This window comes from Bacillus sp. FSL M7-1020, from assembly GCF_038050415.1.
Lineage (GTDB): Bacteria > Bacillota > Bacilli > Bacillales > Bacillaceae_G > Bacillus_A > Bacillus_A toyonensis.
In genome coordinates this window covers 2,879,099-2,898,403 of record NZ_JBBOTW010000001.1, presented here as the reverse complement: position 1 = coordinate 2,898,403, position 19,305 = coordinate 2,879,099, and the positions used below count along the sequence as shown (strand labels likewise).

Below are 19,305 nucleotides of genomic sequence, written 5' to 3'. Positions count from 1 at the left end.
GAGGAGGGAGGTGCATTACATATGGGAAAAGGTAGAAGTAATAATGCTGGTAAAAAGCAACCAAATTTCGATGATTCATCTAATTTCGCTAAACAAAGCCAACCGACAGAAAAGAAGAAGAAGTAAAAAAAGGATCTCTCTATATTAAGAGAGATCCTTTTTTACTATATTGACGTTTCAGCACAACATATCGATTGATTAATCAAATAGTCATTCATGCAAGGATTAAAATCCTGCTTCCACTACTGTGAAAGCTTCTCCAAATGATGGGCAATATCAACATACATATTGGAATAAACCGAATGTATTTCATTACTAGGTGTAGCATTAGAAGAGAAGTGGACGATTACCATATTTGCTTTCGGGTCGATATAAAGCGTTTGTCCGTAACTGCCTAACACTTCGAAAGCACCTTGTCCATTGTGCGGAATCCACCATTGATTATGATAAGAAATAGAAGCGCCATTGCCAATTGCGAGTTCACCTTCTTGTACATTTTCCACACTTTCTGTAATGAAGGAAGGGATGATTTGTTTTCCGTTATATTCCCCGTTATTTAATAGTAGTTGACCGAATCTTGCCATATCTCTAGCAGTTGCATTTAAACCAGCGCTTGCTTGTTCTACTTTTGTTTCGTCTGTAACGTAATACGCATTTTCTTCCATACCAATTTGAGACCATATTCGTTTGCTAACATTTTCAGCTAATGATTTACCAGTGGTAGTTCGAATAACCCAAGCGAGTGTTTCCGCTGATCCGTTATCGTAAGAAAAACCGGAACCAGGCGGTGCAGTTTCTTCTGCTTCTCGTAACATATCATAAATTTTCATCGGACCGTCGTAGTTTTTACCTCGGGGTAAAATATTGCTCGCTAAATATAGTTGTGCATCTTGATTTTCTAACGCTGGATGTTCATATCCATGAGTAGGGTACTCTACAGAAACTTGCATGTCCATTAATTGCTGGAGTGTCGCTTTACCGAACGGTGTATTGTTTAATTCTTTTATATAAGTGTCAGCTGTTTTCTCTAAATCGATACGATTTTCTTCAGCGAGAGATTGTATCATTGCCCCAGTAAAGACCTTTGCTAATGAAGCCATACCATGCGGTTCACTCTCGTTATATCCATTGAAATATCGTTCATATACAAGTTGCCCATTATGTACAACGACAAAAGCATCTGTTTTGTTATCGTCTAAAAGTTTTCTTAAAGGAGTCGTAGTTCCAAATCCACGTTCCACAGCAAAATCATCTAATTTTTGTAACGAAGTAGGGAAGTGAGCCACTTGGTCGGGATTGTTTTTGACTTCATTAATTAAAGTGAATTCTTTCATATGTGTGTACGACCAACGTAAGTAAGGATCATCTAACCAATTCTCCTTTGTCACGTTATTTTTTGATGGGGTTGTTTTATTATGTTTGAAGTATGTAAAACCAAGCCCTGTAATTACAAATATGCATGTTAGTATAAGTAAGAGTAGGGGAGATTTTTTTAGTTTCATATAGGTCCCTCCTTTATTTGCTACTATAAGTATACGCTCGTCTTGAAAGAAATACAAAATAAGGAAAGTAAACGGGGAAGTTTACTTTCCTTATTAACGTTAAGCGGAAATTTGTCCGTCTGTACGTTGTTTCTTGAATTTTTGTTTTCGACCGTGTAATCCATAATATAGAAGTAAAGTGAACGCAACGATAATAGCTGCGATAAAATACATATTATGATAACTTGATTTCGCCGCGACGATACCTAAAATGAAAGAACCAAAGCCAATACCACTATCAAAGAATGAGAAGTACGTAGCTGTCGCAGAACCACGTCGGTGATTTGGCGCCGCAGAAATTGCAATCGTTTGGAAACTTGGAATTAATGTTCCATAACCTAAACCGATTAATACACCTGCGCTTAGGAACCAAAATGGAGTTTGTGCTTGACTTAATGCGAACATCCCAATTGTGAAAATAATAATAGCTGGATAAACAAGTACGTTTTCGCCGTAGCGGTCAAAAATCTTTCCTGTAAATGGACGAGAAATTACAACAACAAGTGCGTATACAATGAAGAAATAACTTGCAATATCGGCTAAACCGAGCTCTTTCGCATATATAGGAATAAAGGATAAAATACCACTATAAGAAAAGGCTAAAACAAATCCTGTCAGAGCGATTGGAATAGAAGATGGTTCAATTAAATCTTTCCACTTCATTTTTTCTCGTTTTTGTTTTTTCACTGGTGCTTCATGTGGAATATTTACAAGTAATCCTAATAAAAATGCAAGTAATGAAAATACGGAACAAACGATAAATAGTACAGTAAACGAAAAATGAGAAATAATTGTTAAACCTAAAAAAGGACCAATTACCATCGGTAGACTCATAAATACGCCGAAATAAGCAAGTGCTTCGCCTCGTCTATGAGCTGGCGCAACATCAGTTACAATCGTACCAGTTGCTGTCGTCGCCATCCCAAAGCCAATACCATGTAAGAAGCGAAGGGCAAGTAATAAAAATAAACTTTGCGCACCGAAATACATAACAGTAGCGGCTAAAAATAGTGAAAGTGAAATAAATAATATTTTCTTTCTTCCTAAGTCATCGAGCCATTTTCCTGTAAATGGTCTACATAAAACAGAAGAAATAAGAAAAACAGTTGCAACTAAACCAATTTCCTCAGGTTTTCCTTTTAGGCCGTCTATTACATAGACAGGTAAAGTAGTCATAAGCATATAGAATGTTAAAAAGAGAAATAGACTACTAAAACAAGTTCCGAGGAAATCCTTCGTCCAAAGTTTTTCACTTTGCATCGTCATCCCTCCAATTTAATCTAAGTTTTTAATAATTTGTTGTAACACTTGAAATGCTTGATGTAAGTCATCTTCGTTAATACCATCTAGCGTCTTTTCTTCGAAAGTATCCACTTCTTCTTGCCATACTGGAATCATTTTTATAGCTGTTTCGGATAAAGAAATAAGCTTCTCACGGCGATCTTTTCCTTCTGTACGAATAATCCAGCCCATCGTTTCCATACGTGTCAACGTACGAGTCATTGTTGGTGATTCAACATTTAAATACTGGCATAATTCTGTTTGTGTACAAGAACCGGTTTGATTAATACGAAAAATAACAGCCCACTGCGCACTAAATAACCCAGTTGGAGATACGCGTTCATTAAATTTCTTCGTAAACTTTCGAGAAGTCTGGCTGACGATGTGAAAAAAATGTTGTTTTTCGTCCATATATTTTGATCCTTTCAAATTAGTTACCTAGCTAACTATATCTTTTTTTATTATAGTTGTCTAGTAATAGGCATGTTGTTTTATGTAAAAATTTCGCATAGGTTTTATGTTGAGAACATATATTCTGTATGTTATTCTTTAATTATATAAAGAATTTTCTTTCTATTAAAAAGAATGGGGGAACTTGTGATGATTAAGCCTGCAACAATGGAGTTTGTTGCACTATCGAATGGAGAAACGATTGCGTATCAGGAAGTTGGAAGGCGAAATACAGAAACTCTCGTACTCATTCACGGGAACATGACATCGTCACAACACTTTGATTTAGTTATCGAAAAGCTGCAAAATCAATACCATATTTACGCTCTTGATTTAAGAGGATTTGGACAATCGACGTATAATAAGTCGATAGATTCATTACAAGACTTCGCAGAAGATGTAAAATTATTTATTGATCAATTAAAGCTAGAGAAGTTTTCGTTAATGGGATGGTCAATGGGCGGTGGTGTTGCGATGCAATTTACAGCGAATCACCCAACTTTTGTAGAAAAGTTAATTTTAGTAGAATCAGTAGGGATGAAAGGCTATCCAATCTTTAAAAAAGATATTAACGGGGAACCGATCGTATCAAGTTTAGTAAAGACGAAAGAAGAAATCGCGCAAGATCCCGTACAAATTGCTCCAGTACTAGATGCGATAAAAAATATGAATAAATTATATTATCGTACAGTGTGGAATCTATTAATATATACACACAATCAACCGGAACCGGATCGTTATGAGAAGTATTTAGATGATATGTTAACGCAGCGTAATTTCGTAGATGTGAATTATGCGCTCATCACATTTAATATTTCGGATGAACATAATGGTGTGGTAGAGGGAAATAAACAAATTCATCGTATTAAAACTCCTACACTCGTCATACAAGGTGACAGGGATTACGTCGTACCGCAAGTAGTCGGTGAGGAATTAGCAAAACATTTGCCAAATGCAAAGTTGCAGGTGTTAGAAGATTGCGGGCACTCACCGTTTATTGATTGTTTAGATGTATTTATAAATCATGTAGAGAATTGGTTAGAACAGAAATAGTCCCCGAAAGCAAAAGTATTGCATATACTATAACATTTGTAGGTAAAAGGGGAGATTACTAGTGCATCAACCGTTTTTAATTGCGCATTCGCCATATAATCATCACTTATATGCAAAAATAATGATAAGCCCGATGTATTTGCAAGTTTCACCAGCTGTAGTTCCTTTACAAATACAGCAGCCACCAATCGCTCATTCACATCCGTACTTATATGGCCCTTCATTTTATGAAAATCCATATTTTAAACATTTTCATTACAATGTGAAAGCACAAGTTTGGGAAGGATAAGAAGCTAAAAGGCTCATTCTTTTAGCTTCTTTTTATTGTTAATATTCGTACACGCATTTGAAGAAACCGTTTATAATGAAAAGTGGAAAGCGTGAGAAGGAGAGGGAACAGGATGTCGATGCGTTTTACTTTTTGGATTATGGTTGGGATTGTGGCAATCTCAGGTTTATCACAGGGGATGCTCTTACCTGCCATTGCAATGATTTTTGAACAAGAAGGGGTTAGTTCAAGTATTAATGGTATTCATGCGACGGCATTATACATTGGGATATTAGTTATTTCACCGTTTCTTGAAAAACCGATGCAAAAGTTTGGAATGAAGCCAATTATCGTCATTGGTGGGTTTCTCGTCATTATTTCATTATTCTTTTTTACACAAACATTTTCATTTTGGGTATGGTTTATCCTTAGATTTCTAGTTGGAGTCGGCGATCATATGCTTCATGTTGGAACGCAAACGTGGATTACGACAACATCGGATCCGAGTAAAATAGGTAGACAAGTATCGATATACGGTGTATTCTTCGGAATTGGTTTTGCCGTCGGTCCGTATTTAGCAAGCACTGTTCAGTACGGTCTTGCAACACCATTTATCATATCTACTATACTTTGTTTAATAGGTTGGCTTTTACTACTCCCAACGAAAAATGCATTCCCAGCACAAGATGAAAGAGAAGTGAAGAGTGGATCATCATTTTCTCGTTATAAACAAGTTGTTGGATTAGGGTGGATTGCATTACTGGGACCACTTGCATACGGTGTGCTTGAAGCAATGTTAAATAGTAACTTACCAGTATACGCACTTCGTAAAGGGTGGTCTGTATCGGAAGTTTCCTTCTTATTGCCAGCGTTTGCAGTTGGGGGCATTATTACACAAATTCCTCTCGGTATATTAAGTGATAAATACGGAAGGGACCGTATATTAACGTGGACGTTCAGCATAGGTACGAGCATTTTTCTACTTGCGGCCGTATTTGATCAATATTACTGGATAGTCTTTGCCTGCATGCTGTTAGCTGGTATGGTCATTGGATCTTGCTTCTCTTTAGGACTTGGATTTATGACAGATTTATTACCGAGACACTTACTACCAGCAGGTAATATATTATCTGGAATCGCCTTTAGTTTAGGAAGTATTATGGGGCCTGTATTAGGAGGCGTATTTATAGAAAAAATACAGTATACAAGCTTTTTTATTGCGGTTATGATTATAATAGGGATTCTCGCAATGGTATATATGATCTACATGAAGAATCAATTCGCATCAAGAAAAATAGAAAGTAGGTTAGGGCATGACAAAACAACCTAATAAAAAGAAATTTGAAGTACTCGAAAACGAAGCAATTACAGACTGCTTAGCTCGCATGGAACAAGAAGGATACGCCCCGTCTCGTCGTATGGAAGAGCCAATCTTTCATGAAGTGAAGAAAGACGGAAAAACAGTAGTTGAACCGTGTGGTAGAAAAATTGTTTTTGAGGGAAAATTGAAGTAATACAAATAGAACATTTTCTTTCTAGTATAAGGCCATCCAATTCGTTCGAGTTGGATGGCTTTTTTTACGACTGGTCAATGGAGGAAAAGGGATTTTAGGAGGGGGATAGAATGAAGAGATATTTTCTGGGAAGAACGAATAAAAATGAGTTGCGCTGTCTTCGTTAGTAAAGGTAGTACTGTGAGACCTTCACTAAATAAAAAAATCTAATAGTAGTCCGAAGAATGCTAAACGTATAGAGTTTTGGAGTTGGGACAGGAACTATAGAGCCGTGACTATAATTCATTTAAATAAGATTGATATGTAAACGTTGTAGAATGAAATTGGCAAATCGAAAATGGTAGTGCGGGTGCTGATACCCGCACTACCATTTTAGCTACAAAGGTGCTACTCATTTGTGAAATAGCATATTTTTCGGACAAATACTTTTTGTATGCTATTTGTTCGTACTAGCCAAATACATGAGCATGTGGAATTTTTCGTCTATTACATGATAATCGAAATAAGGTCCTGGATCTGTACAGTAACCGATATTTTCACTTTGCGTAATTTGAAATCCATTGACTGATAAATTTTCTTCTAAGTATTTGGGATACAAAATATGCTCGTTGGAATTTGGATATAAGCCTGAAATGTTTTTCAAGGATTTGGCCGAGCTATCATAATACGAGTATCCGCCGACAATTGTTGAACTGTTATGTAAATAGTTTTTTAGAACGTGAATGGGGAATTGCGGATTGAGCAATGAAAAATCAGTTACTGAAAAACTATCTACAAAAACATCGATGCTAAGCGGTTTCAATGGCAAATTTAAATCGGAATTCAAAATATAAAGGACGCGTGGCTTCGGATTCATACGCTCAATTCTGTTTCGAACCTTCTTGAGCATCTCAAGTGAATAGCCACTGAATACATAGGATGCGCTCGTTTCAAGAACATCGATATATTTAGGTAGTGACACGAAAGCGTCAACGTTTGTTTCCACAATTAATTTGTTTTTCAAATCTATATTTTGTAGAACTTTTTGAAATTGAAAATTAATTTTTTCAAATAAGTTAATCATTTTGGGATTAATCTCTTTAATCGTTTCTTTATCGTAAAAATAAGATGGATAAGGAGACGTCTCATACAAGTTCGCGGTAATGATAATACCTTCCTCGATAGCTGCTTCGTATCCACAGGTACAAGTTAAACTTCCCGTGTGAATGTAAACTTTTTTAATCGTTACATCTTTCATTTCAAGGGGAATTTGGCATTTCGGACAATAGAGCAGATTTACAAAGTCAAGCGGGATTCCTGTAATATTCTCTTCTTTGGATGAAGGCGAACTGGTTTGAACCGCCTTTTCAATCAATTGGATAGCTTTTGATATGTCTTCTTTTTTTTGGATCAGTTCGTTCTTTTTATCAGTGAGCAAGTTGTTGTAGTAGTCGATATCCTCATGGTCCGAGAAGCTTGTAACACGCCGATACGATAAAATTCGTTGGATTTCTAACAATGAAAAATGAAATTTTTTCAACTCGGTAATAAAAGCCATGTCGTCGAAACACAATTGGTTCATTTGATACTGGGTGTTTTTTTTGTCTGGTATTAATAATCCAAGTTCAATGTAATAACGAACGGTATCAGTCGTAACATGAAAAAGTTTTGCAAATGCACCAATTTTCATAGATGTGTCCCTCCGATGAAAAAAGTGGAGTTACTCCACTTTTTTCGCAAAATGAATTCAAAAAACTCTTAAATGACTATTGACTTGGAGGAAACTCCAAATCATATTATTAATTCAATAAGAGTGAATATTTCGAATATTTTTGACTGTATTGTAACATACATGTCACGAAAGGAGAAGGATTAGCTATGGAAAAGATGGATCGAATGGATACGCTCTCTCTGTGGACAGCGACTGCAAACAGCTATGACAAAGGAAAACCTCTTGAAGGAAATGAAGAGGCGGATGTTGTCATTATTGGCGCAGGTTTCACAGGTCTTTCTTCTGCATATCATTTGCAAAAATTAGGAAAGAGTGTCATTGTCCTTGAGCAGGAAACAATCGGATATGGCGCAAGCGGTCGCAACGGCGGGATGGTATTGCCGGGCTATAAGTCAACGATGCAGGAGCTTGCTAAAAAGTATGGTGCCGAAGAGGCGAGACAGCTTAACGATCTTTCTCTGCTTAGTGTTGAATTAGTTAAAAACATTATCGACGAGCATCAAATCAACTGTAATTTTAGAAAGACAGGTCACATTGTGGCAGCTTACAAAGCCAAACATTTTGAAGGATTGAAACATGAAAGTGAGTACTTAAACAAAAATTTTGGATATGAATGTAGCGTGCTTAATCGAAGTCAGTTGCATCAAGAAATTGATTCCCCTCAATATTATGGTTGCTTAGTCGACAACTCAAGTTACTCATTCCAACCACTGAACTATGCAATTGGTTTGGGAGAAGCAGCGAAATCAATTGGTGCAAAAATCTTTGAGCATTCGAAAGCATTATCTATTGAGTACGGCCGAAATAGTGTGAAAGTTGTTACAGAAAAAGGTACTGTTACAGCGAAAGACATTATTGTTGCTACAGATGGTTACTCTGGAAAAATCATGGCTGAACTGAATAAAGGCGTACTGCCAATTTCGGCACGCATTATTGCTACTGAACAGCTTTCAGAAACACTTTTGAATAGCGTTATTCCTAAAGATCGCATGGTTTTTGATACGAGTAGTTTCCTTTACTATTTCAGGCGTACACCAGATAATCGAATCGTATTTGGCGGTGGTGATATTCGTCCGAACTTAGGTGATGCCGTTTATCAAAGTGTGTACGATGCTATGGTTAAAATAATGCCAAAACTAGAAGGAAGCAAGATAGATTACAGGTGGGGTGGATTTATCGGTGTGACAATTGATACGTTCCCGGTTATCGGTAAATCTAAAGAAGGTGCATATTTTGCAACTGGTTATACAGGCCACGGCGCGTCTCTCTCAACATTGTTTGGTAAGTTATTGGCACAATGGATCGTTACGGGGAATGCAGGTGGATATCGATTTGAAAAGGAACGTCTCAAATCATTTCCATTCTATAATCAGAAAACGATGCTGGTCAATATAGCACATATTGGTTTCAAGTTGGTAGATATTATTGCGTAAAGGAGAGGTGTTTATGGAAATAAACATGTTCATTGACGGAAAATGGGTAGAAGCATTATCGGGTGCTAGACGAAATATTATCAATCCTGCAACTGAAGAGGTTATTGCAACGTCCGCTCATGGATCAGCAGATGATGCGAAACTAGCAATAAAGGCGGCTCGTAAAGCGTTTGACAGCGGAATTTGGTCAGATTTATCGGCTGATGAAAGAGCTGATTATCTATATAAGATTGCAGATCGTCTTGAAGAGAAGACAGCTGAAATTGCCCGTTTGGAAACTACAAATAACGGTAAGGTTATTCGTGCAACAACCTATGTAGATATTCCAGTATCGGTTCAATGCTTCCGCTATTATGCTGACTTGATTAAAGGTATAAAAAAGGAATCTTACAATCGTGATGATTCTTCAGAAACGATTGTTATTCATGAACCGATTGGTGTTTGTGGACTGATTGTACCTTGGAACTTCCCGCTTATGCTAGCTGTTTGGCAAATTGCTCCTGCACTTGCCGCAGGGAATACAATTGTAATTAAACCTGCTGACGTCACTCCTGTAAGCGTATTCAAGTTATTTGAAATTATCGAAGAGATTGGGCTTCCAGACGGAGTGGCAAACTTAGTGTTGGGACCTGGTTCAAAGGTTGGGAATGAGCTTGCAGAGAGCCATGATGTTGACAAAATTGCCTTTACAGGTGGAACAAAAACAGGTCAAAGTATTATGCGAGCAGCCGCGGGCAATATGAAAAAAATTACACTGGAACTAGGGGGGAAATCTCCACTTATTGTGTTCGACGATGTGGATTTTGAAACTGCTGTCGATAATGCGATGTTTGGTATTTTCCACAACGCTGGGCAAGTTTGTTCAGCTGCATCCCGTTTACTTGTACAAGAGACCATTTACGATAAGTTTGTTGAAAGATTGGCCGAACGTGCGAACAAAATTGTAGTTGGAAACGGAGAAAGCGAGAATATTGAAATGGGAGCTCTCACAACCGAGTCTCATATGAATGACGTTTTACATTATATAAAGAGTGGAATGGAAGAAGGTGCAAAATTAGTTTGTGGTGGTAAACGTTTAACAGAAAATGGGCTTGATCGAGGTTTTTTTATCGCACCAACAATCTTTGCTGATGTAAATGCAGATATGCGTATTGTTAAGGAAGAGATTTTTGGACCAGTCCTTATTGTACAGAAATTTAAAGATGAGGAAGATGCGATCCAAAAAGCGAATGATTCCATTTATGGATTAGCCGGTGCTGTATTTACTGAAGATATGGACCGAGCAAAACGTGTCATTAGTAAATTGCGTGCGGGAATTACTTGGATTAATAGTTATCATCTTGCTTATGTTGAAGGTCCTTGGGGCGGGTATAAGCAAAGTGGAATCGGTAGGGCTTTAGGTGTTGCCGGGCTGGAGCACTTTATGGAAACGAAGCAAATCAATATCCACCAGCATGCCAAGCCTGTAGGTTGGTATGTGAATTAATTGAGCTTAACTTGCTATATAAATTATTTGTAAGGGGATATGCTCATGAAAATAGTGGACAACCGTCCGTCATCGAACATAGAGAAGCCAGAAGGAATGAATAAGTCGGTGGATGATTCAGTGCTCGGAACCAAAAGTATTCCGTTACTATATTTACGGTTTGCTTTGGCAGGAATTATGGCTAATGTAATTCTAGGAGTTGTATCGGTTATTGATGGCTATTTCGTCAGTGGCTTTCAGGAGCTAGAAATCGAAGGAATCGGAATTGGATTTACGGTCATGGTTATTACCCGTATGATTGGGGTTCTTTTGGGGATAGGAGTCGGAGCGGTCATTTCACTTCGAATGGGGAAAGGGAAGATAGAAGAAGCTAGAAGTATTATGGGACAAACTTTATGGTTTACTCTTTTCCTTTCCACTTTGATAGCTGTACTTGGATTGGTCTTTGAAACTGATATTATGATTCTATTTGGAGCAAGTGATGAAGCACTTCCGTATGCGGTGCAATATAGCCGACTACTATGGATTTCGTTGCCATTAACGATATTGGCCGTTGTATTAAGTATTTTAGCTAATATCGATGAAAAACCTATATTGTCAATGAACAGTTGGTTAGTCGCAGCAGTTGTTGCTGGAGTTATGGAATGGATTATGGTAGTGAAGTATGACATGGGGATGATGGGTTCTTCATGGGCTAATACGATTTCGCAATCGATTCCTGTTCTCTTAATCTTTTATTTCTGGTTTGGTAAAACAAAACTGAAGCCAAAAATGAAAGATGTGATGATTGATCTTAAGAAGATTGGTGAAGTAGTTTGGACGGGGTTTGCATCTTTCTCTAGTCAGTTCATGATGTTTATAGCAATTATTTTCACCAACAATTTACTGCAAAGCTACGGAGGTGGTCTGCACGTTGCAGCTTTCACGATTCAAAATGGTTACATTACAAATCTTCTCGCTTTAGCGGCGCTCGGTGGAATGACAGGGCTTCAACCGATTATTAGTTATAATTATGGTGCAGGCAACCTTGATCGTGTGAAACAAGCAATTAAGATGGGACTCATTTTTACAGTTTCCTTCTTTGTAATTGTGACAGCTATATTAATCATTTTTGCAGATCCAATTGTGTCATTTTTTTCCGGTGGTAATCCTGAATTGCAAAAACTGGGCATTTGGACGACGGTTGTATTCAATTGTTTGTTTACACTTAGTGCAGTTAGCTTGCTTGTCTCTGGTTATTTTGAATCACAGGAGAGAAACTGGTCCGCAACGTTTATTAGTGTTAGCAAAATATTGTTGTTCATGATACCGTTTCTATTTGTTTTTCCGAAGTTCTGGGGTGTAGAAGGTGTATGGTACGCTGCTCCTGCTGCCGAAATTCCAGGCGTTCTCATTGCCATATACTTTATGAGAAAAGAGTTCAAACGTTTAAAGGTTACCAATGTTAAAACAGTAGATGTATAGGAACGTATTCCGTCAAAATTACTAATAAGAGAGAGGGGTATCATCATGTTTTTTGCGAAAAAAATTACAGCAGAAGAAGCAGAGCAACTAGGTGCCAACACATGGGAACCATGGGTAGGTGAACCAAATAAAGGAACGTGGCATGTAGAAGAACAGGAAGTTTTCTATGTGACAGACGGTGAAGTGTTTATTACTGTTGATGGAAAAAAGTATCATGTTACAAAGGGCTGGGTTGTTTCCTTGGATAAGGACCTTGTTTGTGAATGGGATTGCCCAGTATTTTTGAAAAAGAATTATAAGATGAACCATGAGATTAATCTGAAATAATGTGAACTGGAGAGTGGACAAATGCTAAGCAGATGACTGCTCCTGCATATGCAATCGATAAGAGTAAGATTAGTAATGTTAGAGAAATGTATATAAATAAGTTTATATACCGTCTAATGAATGCGCTTTCTTTTTTTGTGAATGCAATACATACATAGGACGGCTATCTTAAAATTAGGAGGTTTCACCATGGTAGTAACCAAAAATGTACAAACGTTAAAAAATTATATTGGTGGACAATGGATAGAATCTAAAAGTAAACAAGTAGAAGATGTACCAAATCCAGCAACAGGAGAGACTATTGCTCGTGTGCCGCTTTCGACTAAAGAAGATTTGGATAGAGCTGTAGCAACTGCGAAAGAAGCATTCCAAACATGGAAAAAGGTTGCTGTACCTCGGCGTGCTCGGATTCTATTTCGCTACCAACAGCTTTTGATTGAAAACTGGGAGGAGTTAGCGAAACTCGTTACCTTGGAAAATGGAAAAAGTTATAAAGAAGCTTACGGTGAAGTACAGCGAGGGATTGAATGTGTTGAATTTGCAGCAGGTGCACCTACTTTAATGATGGGAGAGCAACTTCCTGATATTGCTACTGGTGTTGAATCAGGGATGTATCGTTATCCAATCGGAGTAATCGCAGGAATAACGCCATTTAACTTTCCGATGATGGTGCCATGCTGGATGTTCCCACTCGCGATTGCATGCGGAAATACGTTTGTATTAAAACCATCTGAAAGAACACCGTTGCTGGCGAATCGCATAGCTGAACTGTTTACAGAAGCAGGTCTTCCAGATGGAGTACTAAATGTTGTACATGGTGCACATGACGTCGTGAATGGCATTCTTGACAATGAGGATGTGAAGGCTGTATCTTTCGTTGGTTCTCAACCTGTCGCTGAGTATATATATAAAACAGCAGCAGCAAACGGCAAACGTGTACAAGCTCTTGCAGGTGCAAAAAATCATTCGATCGTATTAAAAGATGCGGACCTTAGTTTTGCAGTGAAAGAAATTACAAGTGCTGCCTTCGGTTCAGCGGGTGAAAGATGCATGGCGGCGGCTGTTGTTGTCGTGGAAGAAGACGTTGCAGATGAGCTCGTTAATAGACTGCTTCAAGAGGCGAATGCAATTACGATTGGTAATGGTCTGGAAGAAGATGTTTTTCTTGGTCCCGTTATTCGTGACGGCCATAAAGAGCGTACACACGGATACATTCAATCTGGTATAGAGCAGGGAGCGACACTTATTCGTGACGGACGTGAAGATGATGCAGCAAACGGTGACGGTTATTTTGTCGGTCCAACGATTTTTGACAATGTGACACAGGAAATGAAAATCTGGCAAGATGAAATCTTCGCACCGGTTCTTTCTATTATACGCGTAAAAGACTTGGCGCAAGCAATTCATGTTGCTAATGCATCACCGTTCGCAAATGGTGCATGCCTATACACCGATAGCGCGAAAGCAATTCGTGAATTCCGTGAAGAAATTGATGCAGGTATGCTTGGGGTCAATCTTGGGGTTCCTGCTCCAATGGCATTCTTCCCATTCTCAGGTTATAAGAAATCCTTCTATGGTGATCTCCATGCAAATGGAAAAGATGGCGTAGAATTTTATACGCGCAAGAAAATGCTTACGGCTCGTTATTGATAGAGTGATAGAAAATCATAAACGGATAGAATGGAGTTGGTGATTGTGCAAGTGACAGAGCAAACACAAAGTTTGAAACAAGCAGATGAAAAGTACCTTTGGCATGCAATGAAAGGAGCATCCCCTAATCCAACGAATTTAATTATTACAAAAGCAGAAGGAGCATGGGTGACGGATATTGATGGAAACCGTTATTTAGACGGCATGTCCGGTCTTTGGTGCGTGAATGTTGGATATGGCCGTAAAGAGCTTGCAAGAGCGGCTTTTGAACAACTGGAAGAAATGCCATATTTTCCTCTGACACAAAGTCATGTTCCTGCTATTAAATTAGCAGAGAAATTGAATGAATGGCTTGATGATGAATACGTTATTTTCTTCTCTAACAGTGGATCGGAAGCAAATGAAACAGCGTTTAAAATTGCTCGTCAATATCATCAGCAAAAAGGTGATCATGGACGCTATAAGTTTATTTCACGCTATCGTGCTTATCATGGTAACTCAATGGGGGCTCTTGCGGCAACAGGACAAGCACAAAGAAAGTATAAATATGAACCACTTGGGCAAGGATTCTTGCATGTAGCACCGCCTGATACGTATCGTAATCCAGAAGATGTTCGTACACTGGCAAGTGCTGATGAAATCGATCGTGTCATGACATGGGAGTTAAGTCAAACAGTAGCCGGCGTAATTATGGAGCCGATTATTACTGGGGGCGGCATTTTGATGCCTCCTGATGAATATATGGCAAAAGTAAAAGAAATTTGCGAGAAGCACGGTGCGTTGCTCATTTGTGATGAAGTAATATGTGGATTTGGGCGGACAGGGAAGCCGTTTGGATTTATGAATTACGGTGTCAAACCAGATATCATTACGATGGCAAAAGGTATTACAAGTGCGTATCTTCCTTTGTCGGCAACAGCAGTTAAACGAGAGATTTATGAGGCGTACGTAGGCAGCGAAGATTATGATCGATTTCGCCATGTGAATACGTTCGGAGGAAACCCTGCAGCTTGCGCCTTAGCTTTGAAAAATTTAGAAATTATGGAGAATGAGAAACTCATTGACCGTTCCAAGGAATTGGGTGAACGACTGTTATATGAACTAGAGGATGTAAAAGAACATCCAAACGTAGGAGATGTTCGCGGAAAAGGTCTTCTTTTAGGTATTGAACTAGTGGAAGATAAGCAAACAAAAGAACCGGCTTCCATTGAAAAGATGAACAAAGTCATCAATGCTTGTAAAGAAAAAGGTCTAATTATCGGTAAAAATGGTGACACTGTTGCCGGTTACAATAATATTTTGCAACTTGCACCGCCATTAAGCATTACAGAGGAAGACTTTACTTTTATCGTTACAACAATAAAAGAGTGTTTAGCTCAACTTTAATTTGTTAAAAGGCGGAAGATCCTATTGAGAGATGTAACTGTAAATACGGAATGAATTACTCGAAAAGGGTAATTCCGAAAGGGTTGAGTTTATGAAAGCTGATGTTGTCTTGTTAAATGGAGAAGTTATTACAGTCGACCAAAAGAATACAGTAGTCGAAGCTGTGGCAATACAAAATAATCGTATCGCATTTGTTGGTTCAAATGAGGAGGTTAAGAGTTTTATAGGAGAAAAAACGGATGTAATTGACTTGCAAGGAAAAACGCTTCTTCCTGGATTCATTGATTCCCATCTTCACCTCATTTCTTATGGACAAAATCAGTTGGCTGTCAGTTGTAAAGCTGAACATATTGATTCTATCGAAGCTTTGTTAGATGACCTAAAAAAGAAGGCATTAGAAACGCCAAAAGGTGAATGGATACGTGCTTGGGGCTTTAATGAAACCGCTGTGAAGGAAAAGCGTTATCCAACAATTACTGAGCTGGATGACATTTCAGTTGACCATCCTATTATTATAACTCGTACTTGTCACCACATAAGCGTAGTGAACAGCAAAGCATTAGAAATTGCGCAAATTAACGAGAACACACCGAACACGAGTGGGGGAGTTATTGAAAAGGATCAGGCAGGAAAGCTTACAGGAAGGTTAATTGAAGTAGCAAATATGGAGATGAGTGAAGTTGCAAGTTATAAAGAAAGTGAAATGATGAAGGCTGTGAAAATTGCATCAGATCATTTCGTTGCAACTGGTATAACGAGTATACATGACGCAGGTGGAGATGGACCTGAGAGTTTTCGTTTACTACAACGAGCTGTGAAGAGTAGGGATATTCGTGTCCGAATATATGCAATGATATGTCAAATGAATAACTCCCATGAATTTGTTAATAAAATGGTCGAAGCTGGTGTGATAACTGGTACGGGAGATGAGAGGTTCAAGGTTGGACCAGCTAAACTGTTTACAGATGGAAGTAGTACTGGACCTACAATTGCAACCCGTGAGTCGTATTCGAGTGATCGTAACAATTATGGCATTCTTTATTATAATGAGGAAGAAATTTATCAAGTGTTAGGCGAAGCACACAAAAAAGGTTATCAAATCACTGTGCATGCACAAGGTGATAAAGCTATTGAAATGTATTTAAATTGTGTAGAAAGGGCGTTAGAGGAATCACCAAGAAAAAATCATCGTCATCGAATCGAGCACGCGGGAATTTCTTCACCAGATTTACAAGAGAGAATGAAAAAACTTGAGATAGTTCCAATTCCAAACCCTCCATTTCCATATGAATTCGGAGAGATATATTTACGGCACTATGGTGATCGTGTTAATCATATGTACGCTGCTCGTGATTATATTGATCGAGGCATCATTGCAGCAGGTAGTTCGGATGCACCAGTTACCGACTATAACCCTTTATTAGGAATTCATGTTGCTGTCAATAGAAAAACGAAGTCTGGAATAGAGGTTGGTGTGAATCAATCTATAAGTGTAATGGAAGCTATTAAACTATACACATGGAATGGCGCTTATGCGAGTTTTGAAGAAGAGATAAAAGGAAGCATAGAGGTCGGAAAGTTGGCGGATTTAGTTATATTAAATGACAGCATTTTAAGTGTGAATCCAAACCAAATTAAAGATTTAAAAGTAGAAATAACTATTATTGATGGTGAAATTATTTATCAAGAAGAACAATCAGTGAAAATTTAATATTTCATCGTTTACATACCACGTAACTCTTGTAATGTTACGTGGTATTTTAGTTTGTTAGTTTTATGGAAATATAACGGTGCCATCGTATAGTCGTTTCATACCAGTATTCATTTACATAATTTTCGATATAGGAAATAACTATTTTTTTCTTTTAACTGTTGTTAATAGTACAGATTAACTTTTTTAATACTTGAGCTACATCATCTTTATCAATTGTACGATAGAGATAACGACTTCCTTTTTCATTTCTCCTAATTGTCTTCTTTATATGAATCGCAGGTGATATTGCTACTTTTTTAATATATTGGTAAAATAAGTTCTTGGGTCTTACTTATTGTGATTCGTATAATGATTGTCGCTCGACTTAAAGAAAATAGGTACAAAAATTTTGCACTATCTAAAGAGGGGACGTCAACGATTCCCTCTTTTTGGAGCCACTCACAAATGTAAAGCAAGAGAAGAGGCTATATCTCCTCTCTTGTTTAGATTAACCAGCTACTACAATTGGAACAGGTATATCAAATTCAATATATGGAGGATGTTGATTGGAATCTAGTCGGCATCCTGGTGGATAATGCTTTTTTAGCAATCTATCAATTCTAATAGAATCGATAGATTGTTAGAAAGTGGAAAACGGTTATCCGTATATTCCGAAGCAGATGTAACAGAGTGTCCTTCCATAATGAAGTGTAAAACCAAAATACGTTGTTTAAAAAGTTATTTGTTAAAATTGGTTATAAGTAATAGAACAGAAAAGAGGATTACATGTTACATAATTTACAGAGAAGTAAAAATAAATTTTTATTATGTCTTATTTTTTTAGTACTTTTAACCGCTTGTGATAATACAGATGTTAAGTCATCTAAAGCTTCATCACCACCGGCTCAATCAAATACAGATACATCATTAAAAGCACCAAATTGGGTAGAGAAAAGTTCTATTCAACAGTCTCCTAATTTTATTGAAGATAAAAAAGTAAAATCGGTTGTGAATGTAATGGCAACGGGTGATAATTTATATCATGATGCAGTAATTAAAGATGGCAAACAAAAAGACGGTTCATATGATTATCACTATATTTATGAAAATATCAAAAAAGCTGTTCAATCAAGTGATCTTGCTATAGTGAACCAGGAGACTCCAATAGCAGGAAATAATCTAAAAGTACAGGGATATCCGACTTTCAATACACCTGAAGAAGTAGGTCAATCTTTAGTGGACACTGGATTCAATATAGTGACGCAAGCGACAAATCACGCTATGGATATGGGTATTAAAGGTGTTGCGAATACAAGAGAATACTGGAAGAAATATCCAGATGTTATCCCATTAGGCATTAATGAGAATCAAAATGAGCGTAATGAAATAAAAACGATTACAAAAAATGGTATTCGTTTTGCGTTACTAAATTATACATACGGTACGAATGGAATTAAAATTCCAGCTGATAAGTCTTGGGCATTAAATGTAATGGATAAAAAAGCGATACAAAATGATGTGGAAAAGGCAAAGAGTAGCTCTGATATGGTGATTGTTATGGTGCATTGGGGAGTAGAATATACCTCTACACCTTCAAAGCAACAAAAAGAAGTTGCTCAATATTTAACAGATTTAGGTGTAGATGTAGTAATTGGAAATCATCCACATGTAATTCAACCAATTGAGTGGAAACAAAATAAAGATGGACATGAAACGCTAATCTATTATTCTCTTGGAAATCTTATTTCTGCTCAAGAAAAATTAGAAACATTGGTAGGAGGATTATCTTATATACAATTTGTTAAGTATGAAGATAAAACTTTTGGTATACGACAAGCGGCACTCGTACCGACAGTAACCGACTATGCTGATGGTAAGAAACAATTTAAAATTCAATTTTTAAAAGATTATTCGGATGAAGATTCTAAAAATCATGGGATTAAAAAATTTGTCGGCCCCGTTTCTTTAGAGAATTTCAAGGAGATTCCTAGAGATGTGTTGGGAAATTGGTATAAAGACTAATAAACAAAAAGGGAATGAGATACAAT

General features: G+C 37.5%; 16 protein-coding genes. 12 read left to right on the top strand and 4 right to left on the bottom strand.

Translation table 11 applies throughout. The features are described 5' to 3' along the window. Positions 1 to 242: 242 nt before the first annotated feature. The 3 genes from MHB70_RS14715 to MHB70_RS14705 all read right to left on the bottom strand — a co-directional run bounded on the left by MHB70_RS14715 (position 243) and on the right by MHB70_RS14705 (position 3,233). Entirely contained in the window at positions 243 to 1,502 is a 1,260-nt protein-coding gene (locus tag MHB70_RS14715) for a serine hydrolase domain-containing protein (protein WP_061530670.1), read from the bottom strand. 99 nt (positions 1,503 to 1,601) lie between these two features. Further along, entirely contained in the window at positions 1,602 to 2,801 is a 1,200-nt protein-coding gene (locus tag MHB70_RS14710) for an MFS transporter (RefSeq protein WP_001190323.1), read from the bottom strand. A 15-nt stretch (positions 2,802 to 2,816) separates the two neighbouring features. Then, positions 2,817 to 3,233 (bottom strand): MarR family winged helix-turn-helix transcriptional regulator, encoded by a 417-nt coding sequence (locus tag MHB70_RS14705; RefSeq protein WP_000343676.1) that lies wholly within the window; start codon positions 3,231 to 3,233, stop codon positions 2,817 to 2,819. A gap of 189 nt (positions 3,234 to 3,422) precedes the next feature. Between MHB70_RS14705 and phaZ the strand changes: the two genes are divergently transcribed. The 4 genes from phaZ (at position 3,423) to MHB70_RS14685 (ending at position 6,107) form a co-directional block, all read left to right on the top strand. Beyond that, a complete protein-coding gene (phaZ, locus tag MHB70_RS14700) occupies positions 3,423 to 4,325 on the top strand; it encodes an intracellular short-chain-length polyhydroxyalkanoate depolymerase (protein ID WP_000594846.1) in 903 nt (300 codons plus the stop codon). 61 nt (positions 4,326 to 4,386) lie between these two features. Next, the gene (locus tag MHB70_RS14695; protein ID WP_000554163.1) at positions 4,387 to 4,614 is read left to right on the top strand and encodes a hypothetical protein; all 228 of its coding nucleotides are present in this window, start codon (positions 4,387 to 4,389) and stop codon (positions 4,612 to 4,614) included. A gap of 112 nt (positions 4,615 to 4,726) precedes the next feature. Then, positions 4,727 to 5,923, top strand: a complete 1,197-nt coding sequence (locus MHB70_RS14690; RefSeq protein WP_000062789.1) for an MFS transporter — start codon at positions 4,727 to 4,729, stop codon at positions 5,921 to 5,923. Then, on the top strand, positions 5,907 to 6,107 hold the full coding sequence (locus MHB70_RS14685; protein WP_000166300.1) for an NETI motif-containing protein: 201 nt from the start codon (positions 5,907 to 5,909) through the stop codon (positions 6,105 to 6,107). Before MHB70_RS14690 ends, MHB70_RS14685 begins: the two co-directional genes overlap by 17 nt. Positions 6,108 to 6,543: 436 nt before the next feature. Here MHB70_RS14685 and MHB70_RS14680 read toward each other — a convergent pair whose 3' ends face one another. Further along, positions 6,544 to 7,776 carry a MerR family transcriptional regulator gene (locus MHB70_RS14680; RefSeq protein WP_000689568.1) on the bottom strand — a complete coding sequence of 411 codons (1,233 nt, stop codon included), beginning with the start codon at positions 7,774 to 7,776 and terminating at the stop codon, positions 6,544 to 6,546. Between the two features lie 188 nt (positions 7,777 to 7,964). Between MHB70_RS14680 and MHB70_RS14675 the strand changes: the two genes are divergently transcribed. The 8 genes from MHB70_RS14675 to MHB70_RS14640 all read left to right on the top strand — a co-directional run bounded on the left by MHB70_RS14675 (position 7,965) and on the right by MHB70_RS14640 (position 19,279). Next, positions 7,965 to 9,251: an NAD(P)/FAD-dependent oxidoreductase gene (locus MHB70_RS14675; RefSeq protein WP_000413844.1), complete on the top strand. Its 1,287-nt coding sequence runs from the start codon at positions 7,965 to 7,967 to the stop codon at positions 9,249 to 9,251. A gap of 13 nt (positions 9,252 to 9,264) precedes the next feature. After that, on the top strand, positions 9,265 to 10,737 hold the full coding sequence (locus MHB70_RS14670) for an aldehyde dehydrogenase family protein (protein ID WP_061530669.1): 1,473 nt from the start codon (positions 9,265 to 9,267) through the stop codon (positions 10,735 to 10,737). A gap of 45 nt (positions 10,738 to 10,782) precedes the next feature. Further along, entirely contained in the window at positions 10,783 to 12,201 is a 1,419-nt protein-coding gene (locus MHB70_RS14665) for an MATE family efflux transporter (RefSeq protein WP_061530668.1), read from the top strand. 45 nt (positions 12,202 to 12,246) lie between these two features. Further along, positions 12,247 to 12,528 (top strand): cupin domain-containing protein, encoded by a 282-nt coding sequence (locus MHB70_RS14660; RefSeq protein WP_000464526.1) that lies wholly within the window; start codon positions 12,247 to 12,249, stop codon positions 12,526 to 12,528. A 189-nt stretch (positions 12,529 to 12,717) separates the two neighbouring features. Further along, positions 12,718 to 14,178: a CoA-acylating methylmalonate-semialdehyde dehydrogenase gene (locus tag MHB70_RS14655; protein WP_000261824.1), complete on the top strand. Its 1,461-nt coding sequence runs from the start codon at positions 12,718 to 12,720 to the stop codon at positions 14,176 to 14,178. 30 nt (positions 14,179 to 14,208) lie between these two features. Then, the gene (locus MHB70_RS14650) at positions 14,209 to 15,564 is read left to right on the top strand and encodes an aspartate aminotransferase family protein (RefSeq protein ID WP_165406227.1); all 1,356 of its coding nucleotides are present in this window, start codon (positions 14,209 to 14,211) and stop codon (positions 15,562 to 15,564) included. A 91-nt stretch (positions 15,565 to 15,655) separates the two neighbouring features. Next, complete coding sequence (locus tag MHB70_RS14645; RefSeq protein ID WP_061530667.1) at positions 15,656 to 17,275, top strand: amidohydrolase; 1,620 nt, start codon at positions 15,656 to 15,658, stop codon at positions 17,273 to 17,275. 768 nt (positions 17,276 to 18,043) lie between these two features. After that, positions 18,044 to 19,279, top strand: coding sequence for a CapA family protein (locus MHB70_RS14640; RefSeq protein WP_061530666.1), 1,236 nt, complete (start codon positions 18,044 to 18,046; stop codon positions 19,277 to 19,279). Positions 19,280 to 19,305: the final 26 nt, after the last annotated feature.

Bases quoted from the DNA above. Each gene is read 5' to 3' on its own strand.
- MHB70_RS14655 (WP_000261824.1), top strand. From the start codon at position 12,718: ATGGTAGTAACCAAAAATGTACAAACGTTAAAAAATTATATTGGTGGA.
- MHB70_RS14690 (WP_000062789.1), top strand. From the start codon at position 4,727: ATGTCGATGCGTTTTACTTTTTGGATTATGGTTGGGATTGTGGCAATC.
- MHB70_RS14715 (WP_061530670.1), bottom strand. From the start codon at position 1,502: ATGAAACTAAAAAAATCTCCCCTACTCTTACTTATACTAACATGCATA.
- MHB70_RS14665 (WP_061530668.1), top strand. From the start codon at position 10,783: ATGAAAATAGTGGACAACCGTCCGTCATCGAACATAGAGAAGCCAGAA.
- MHB70_RS14670 (WP_061530669.1), top strand. From the start codon at position 9,265: ATGGAAATAAACATGTTCATTGACGGAAAATGGGTAGAAGCATTATCG.
- MHB70_RS14640 (WP_061530666.1), top strand. From the start codon at position 18,044: ATGTTACATAATTTACAGAGAAGTAAAAATAAATTTTTATTATGTCTT.
- MHB70_RS14650 (WP_165406227.1), top strand. From the start codon at position 14,209: ATGGAGTTGGTGATTGTGCAAGTGACAGAGCAAACACAAAGTTTGAAA.
- MHB70_RS14660 (WP_000464526.1), top strand. From the start codon at position 12,247: ATGTTTTTTGCGAAAAAAATTACAGCAGAAGAAGCAGAGCAACTAGGT.
- MHB70_RS14680 (WP_000689568.1), bottom strand. From the start codon at position 7,776: ATGAAAATTGGTGCATTTGCAAAACTTTTTCATGTTACGACTGATACC.
- MHB70_RS14705 (WP_000343676.1), bottom strand. From the start codon at position 3,233: ATGGACGAAAAACAACATTTTTTTCACATCGTCAGCCAGACTTCTCGA.
- MHB70_RS14710 (WP_001190323.1), bottom strand. From the start codon at position 2,801: ATGCAAAGTGAAAAACTTTGGACGAAGGATTTCCTCGGAACTTGTTTT.
- phaZ (WP_000594846.1), top strand. From the start codon at position 3,423: ATGATTAAGCCTGCAACAATGGAGTTTGTTGCACTATCGAATGGAGAA.
- MHB70_RS14675 (WP_000413844.1), top strand. From the start codon at position 7,965: ATGGAAAAGATGGATCGAATGGATACGCTCTCTCTGTGGACAGCGACT.
- MHB70_RS14685 (WP_000166300.1), top strand. From the start codon at position 5,907: ATGACAAAACAACCTAATAAAAAGAAATTTGAAGTACTCGAAAACGAA.
- MHB70_RS14645 (WP_061530667.1), top strand. From the start codon at position 15,656: ATGAAAGCTGATGTTGTCTTGTTAAATGGAGAAGTTATTACAGTCGAC.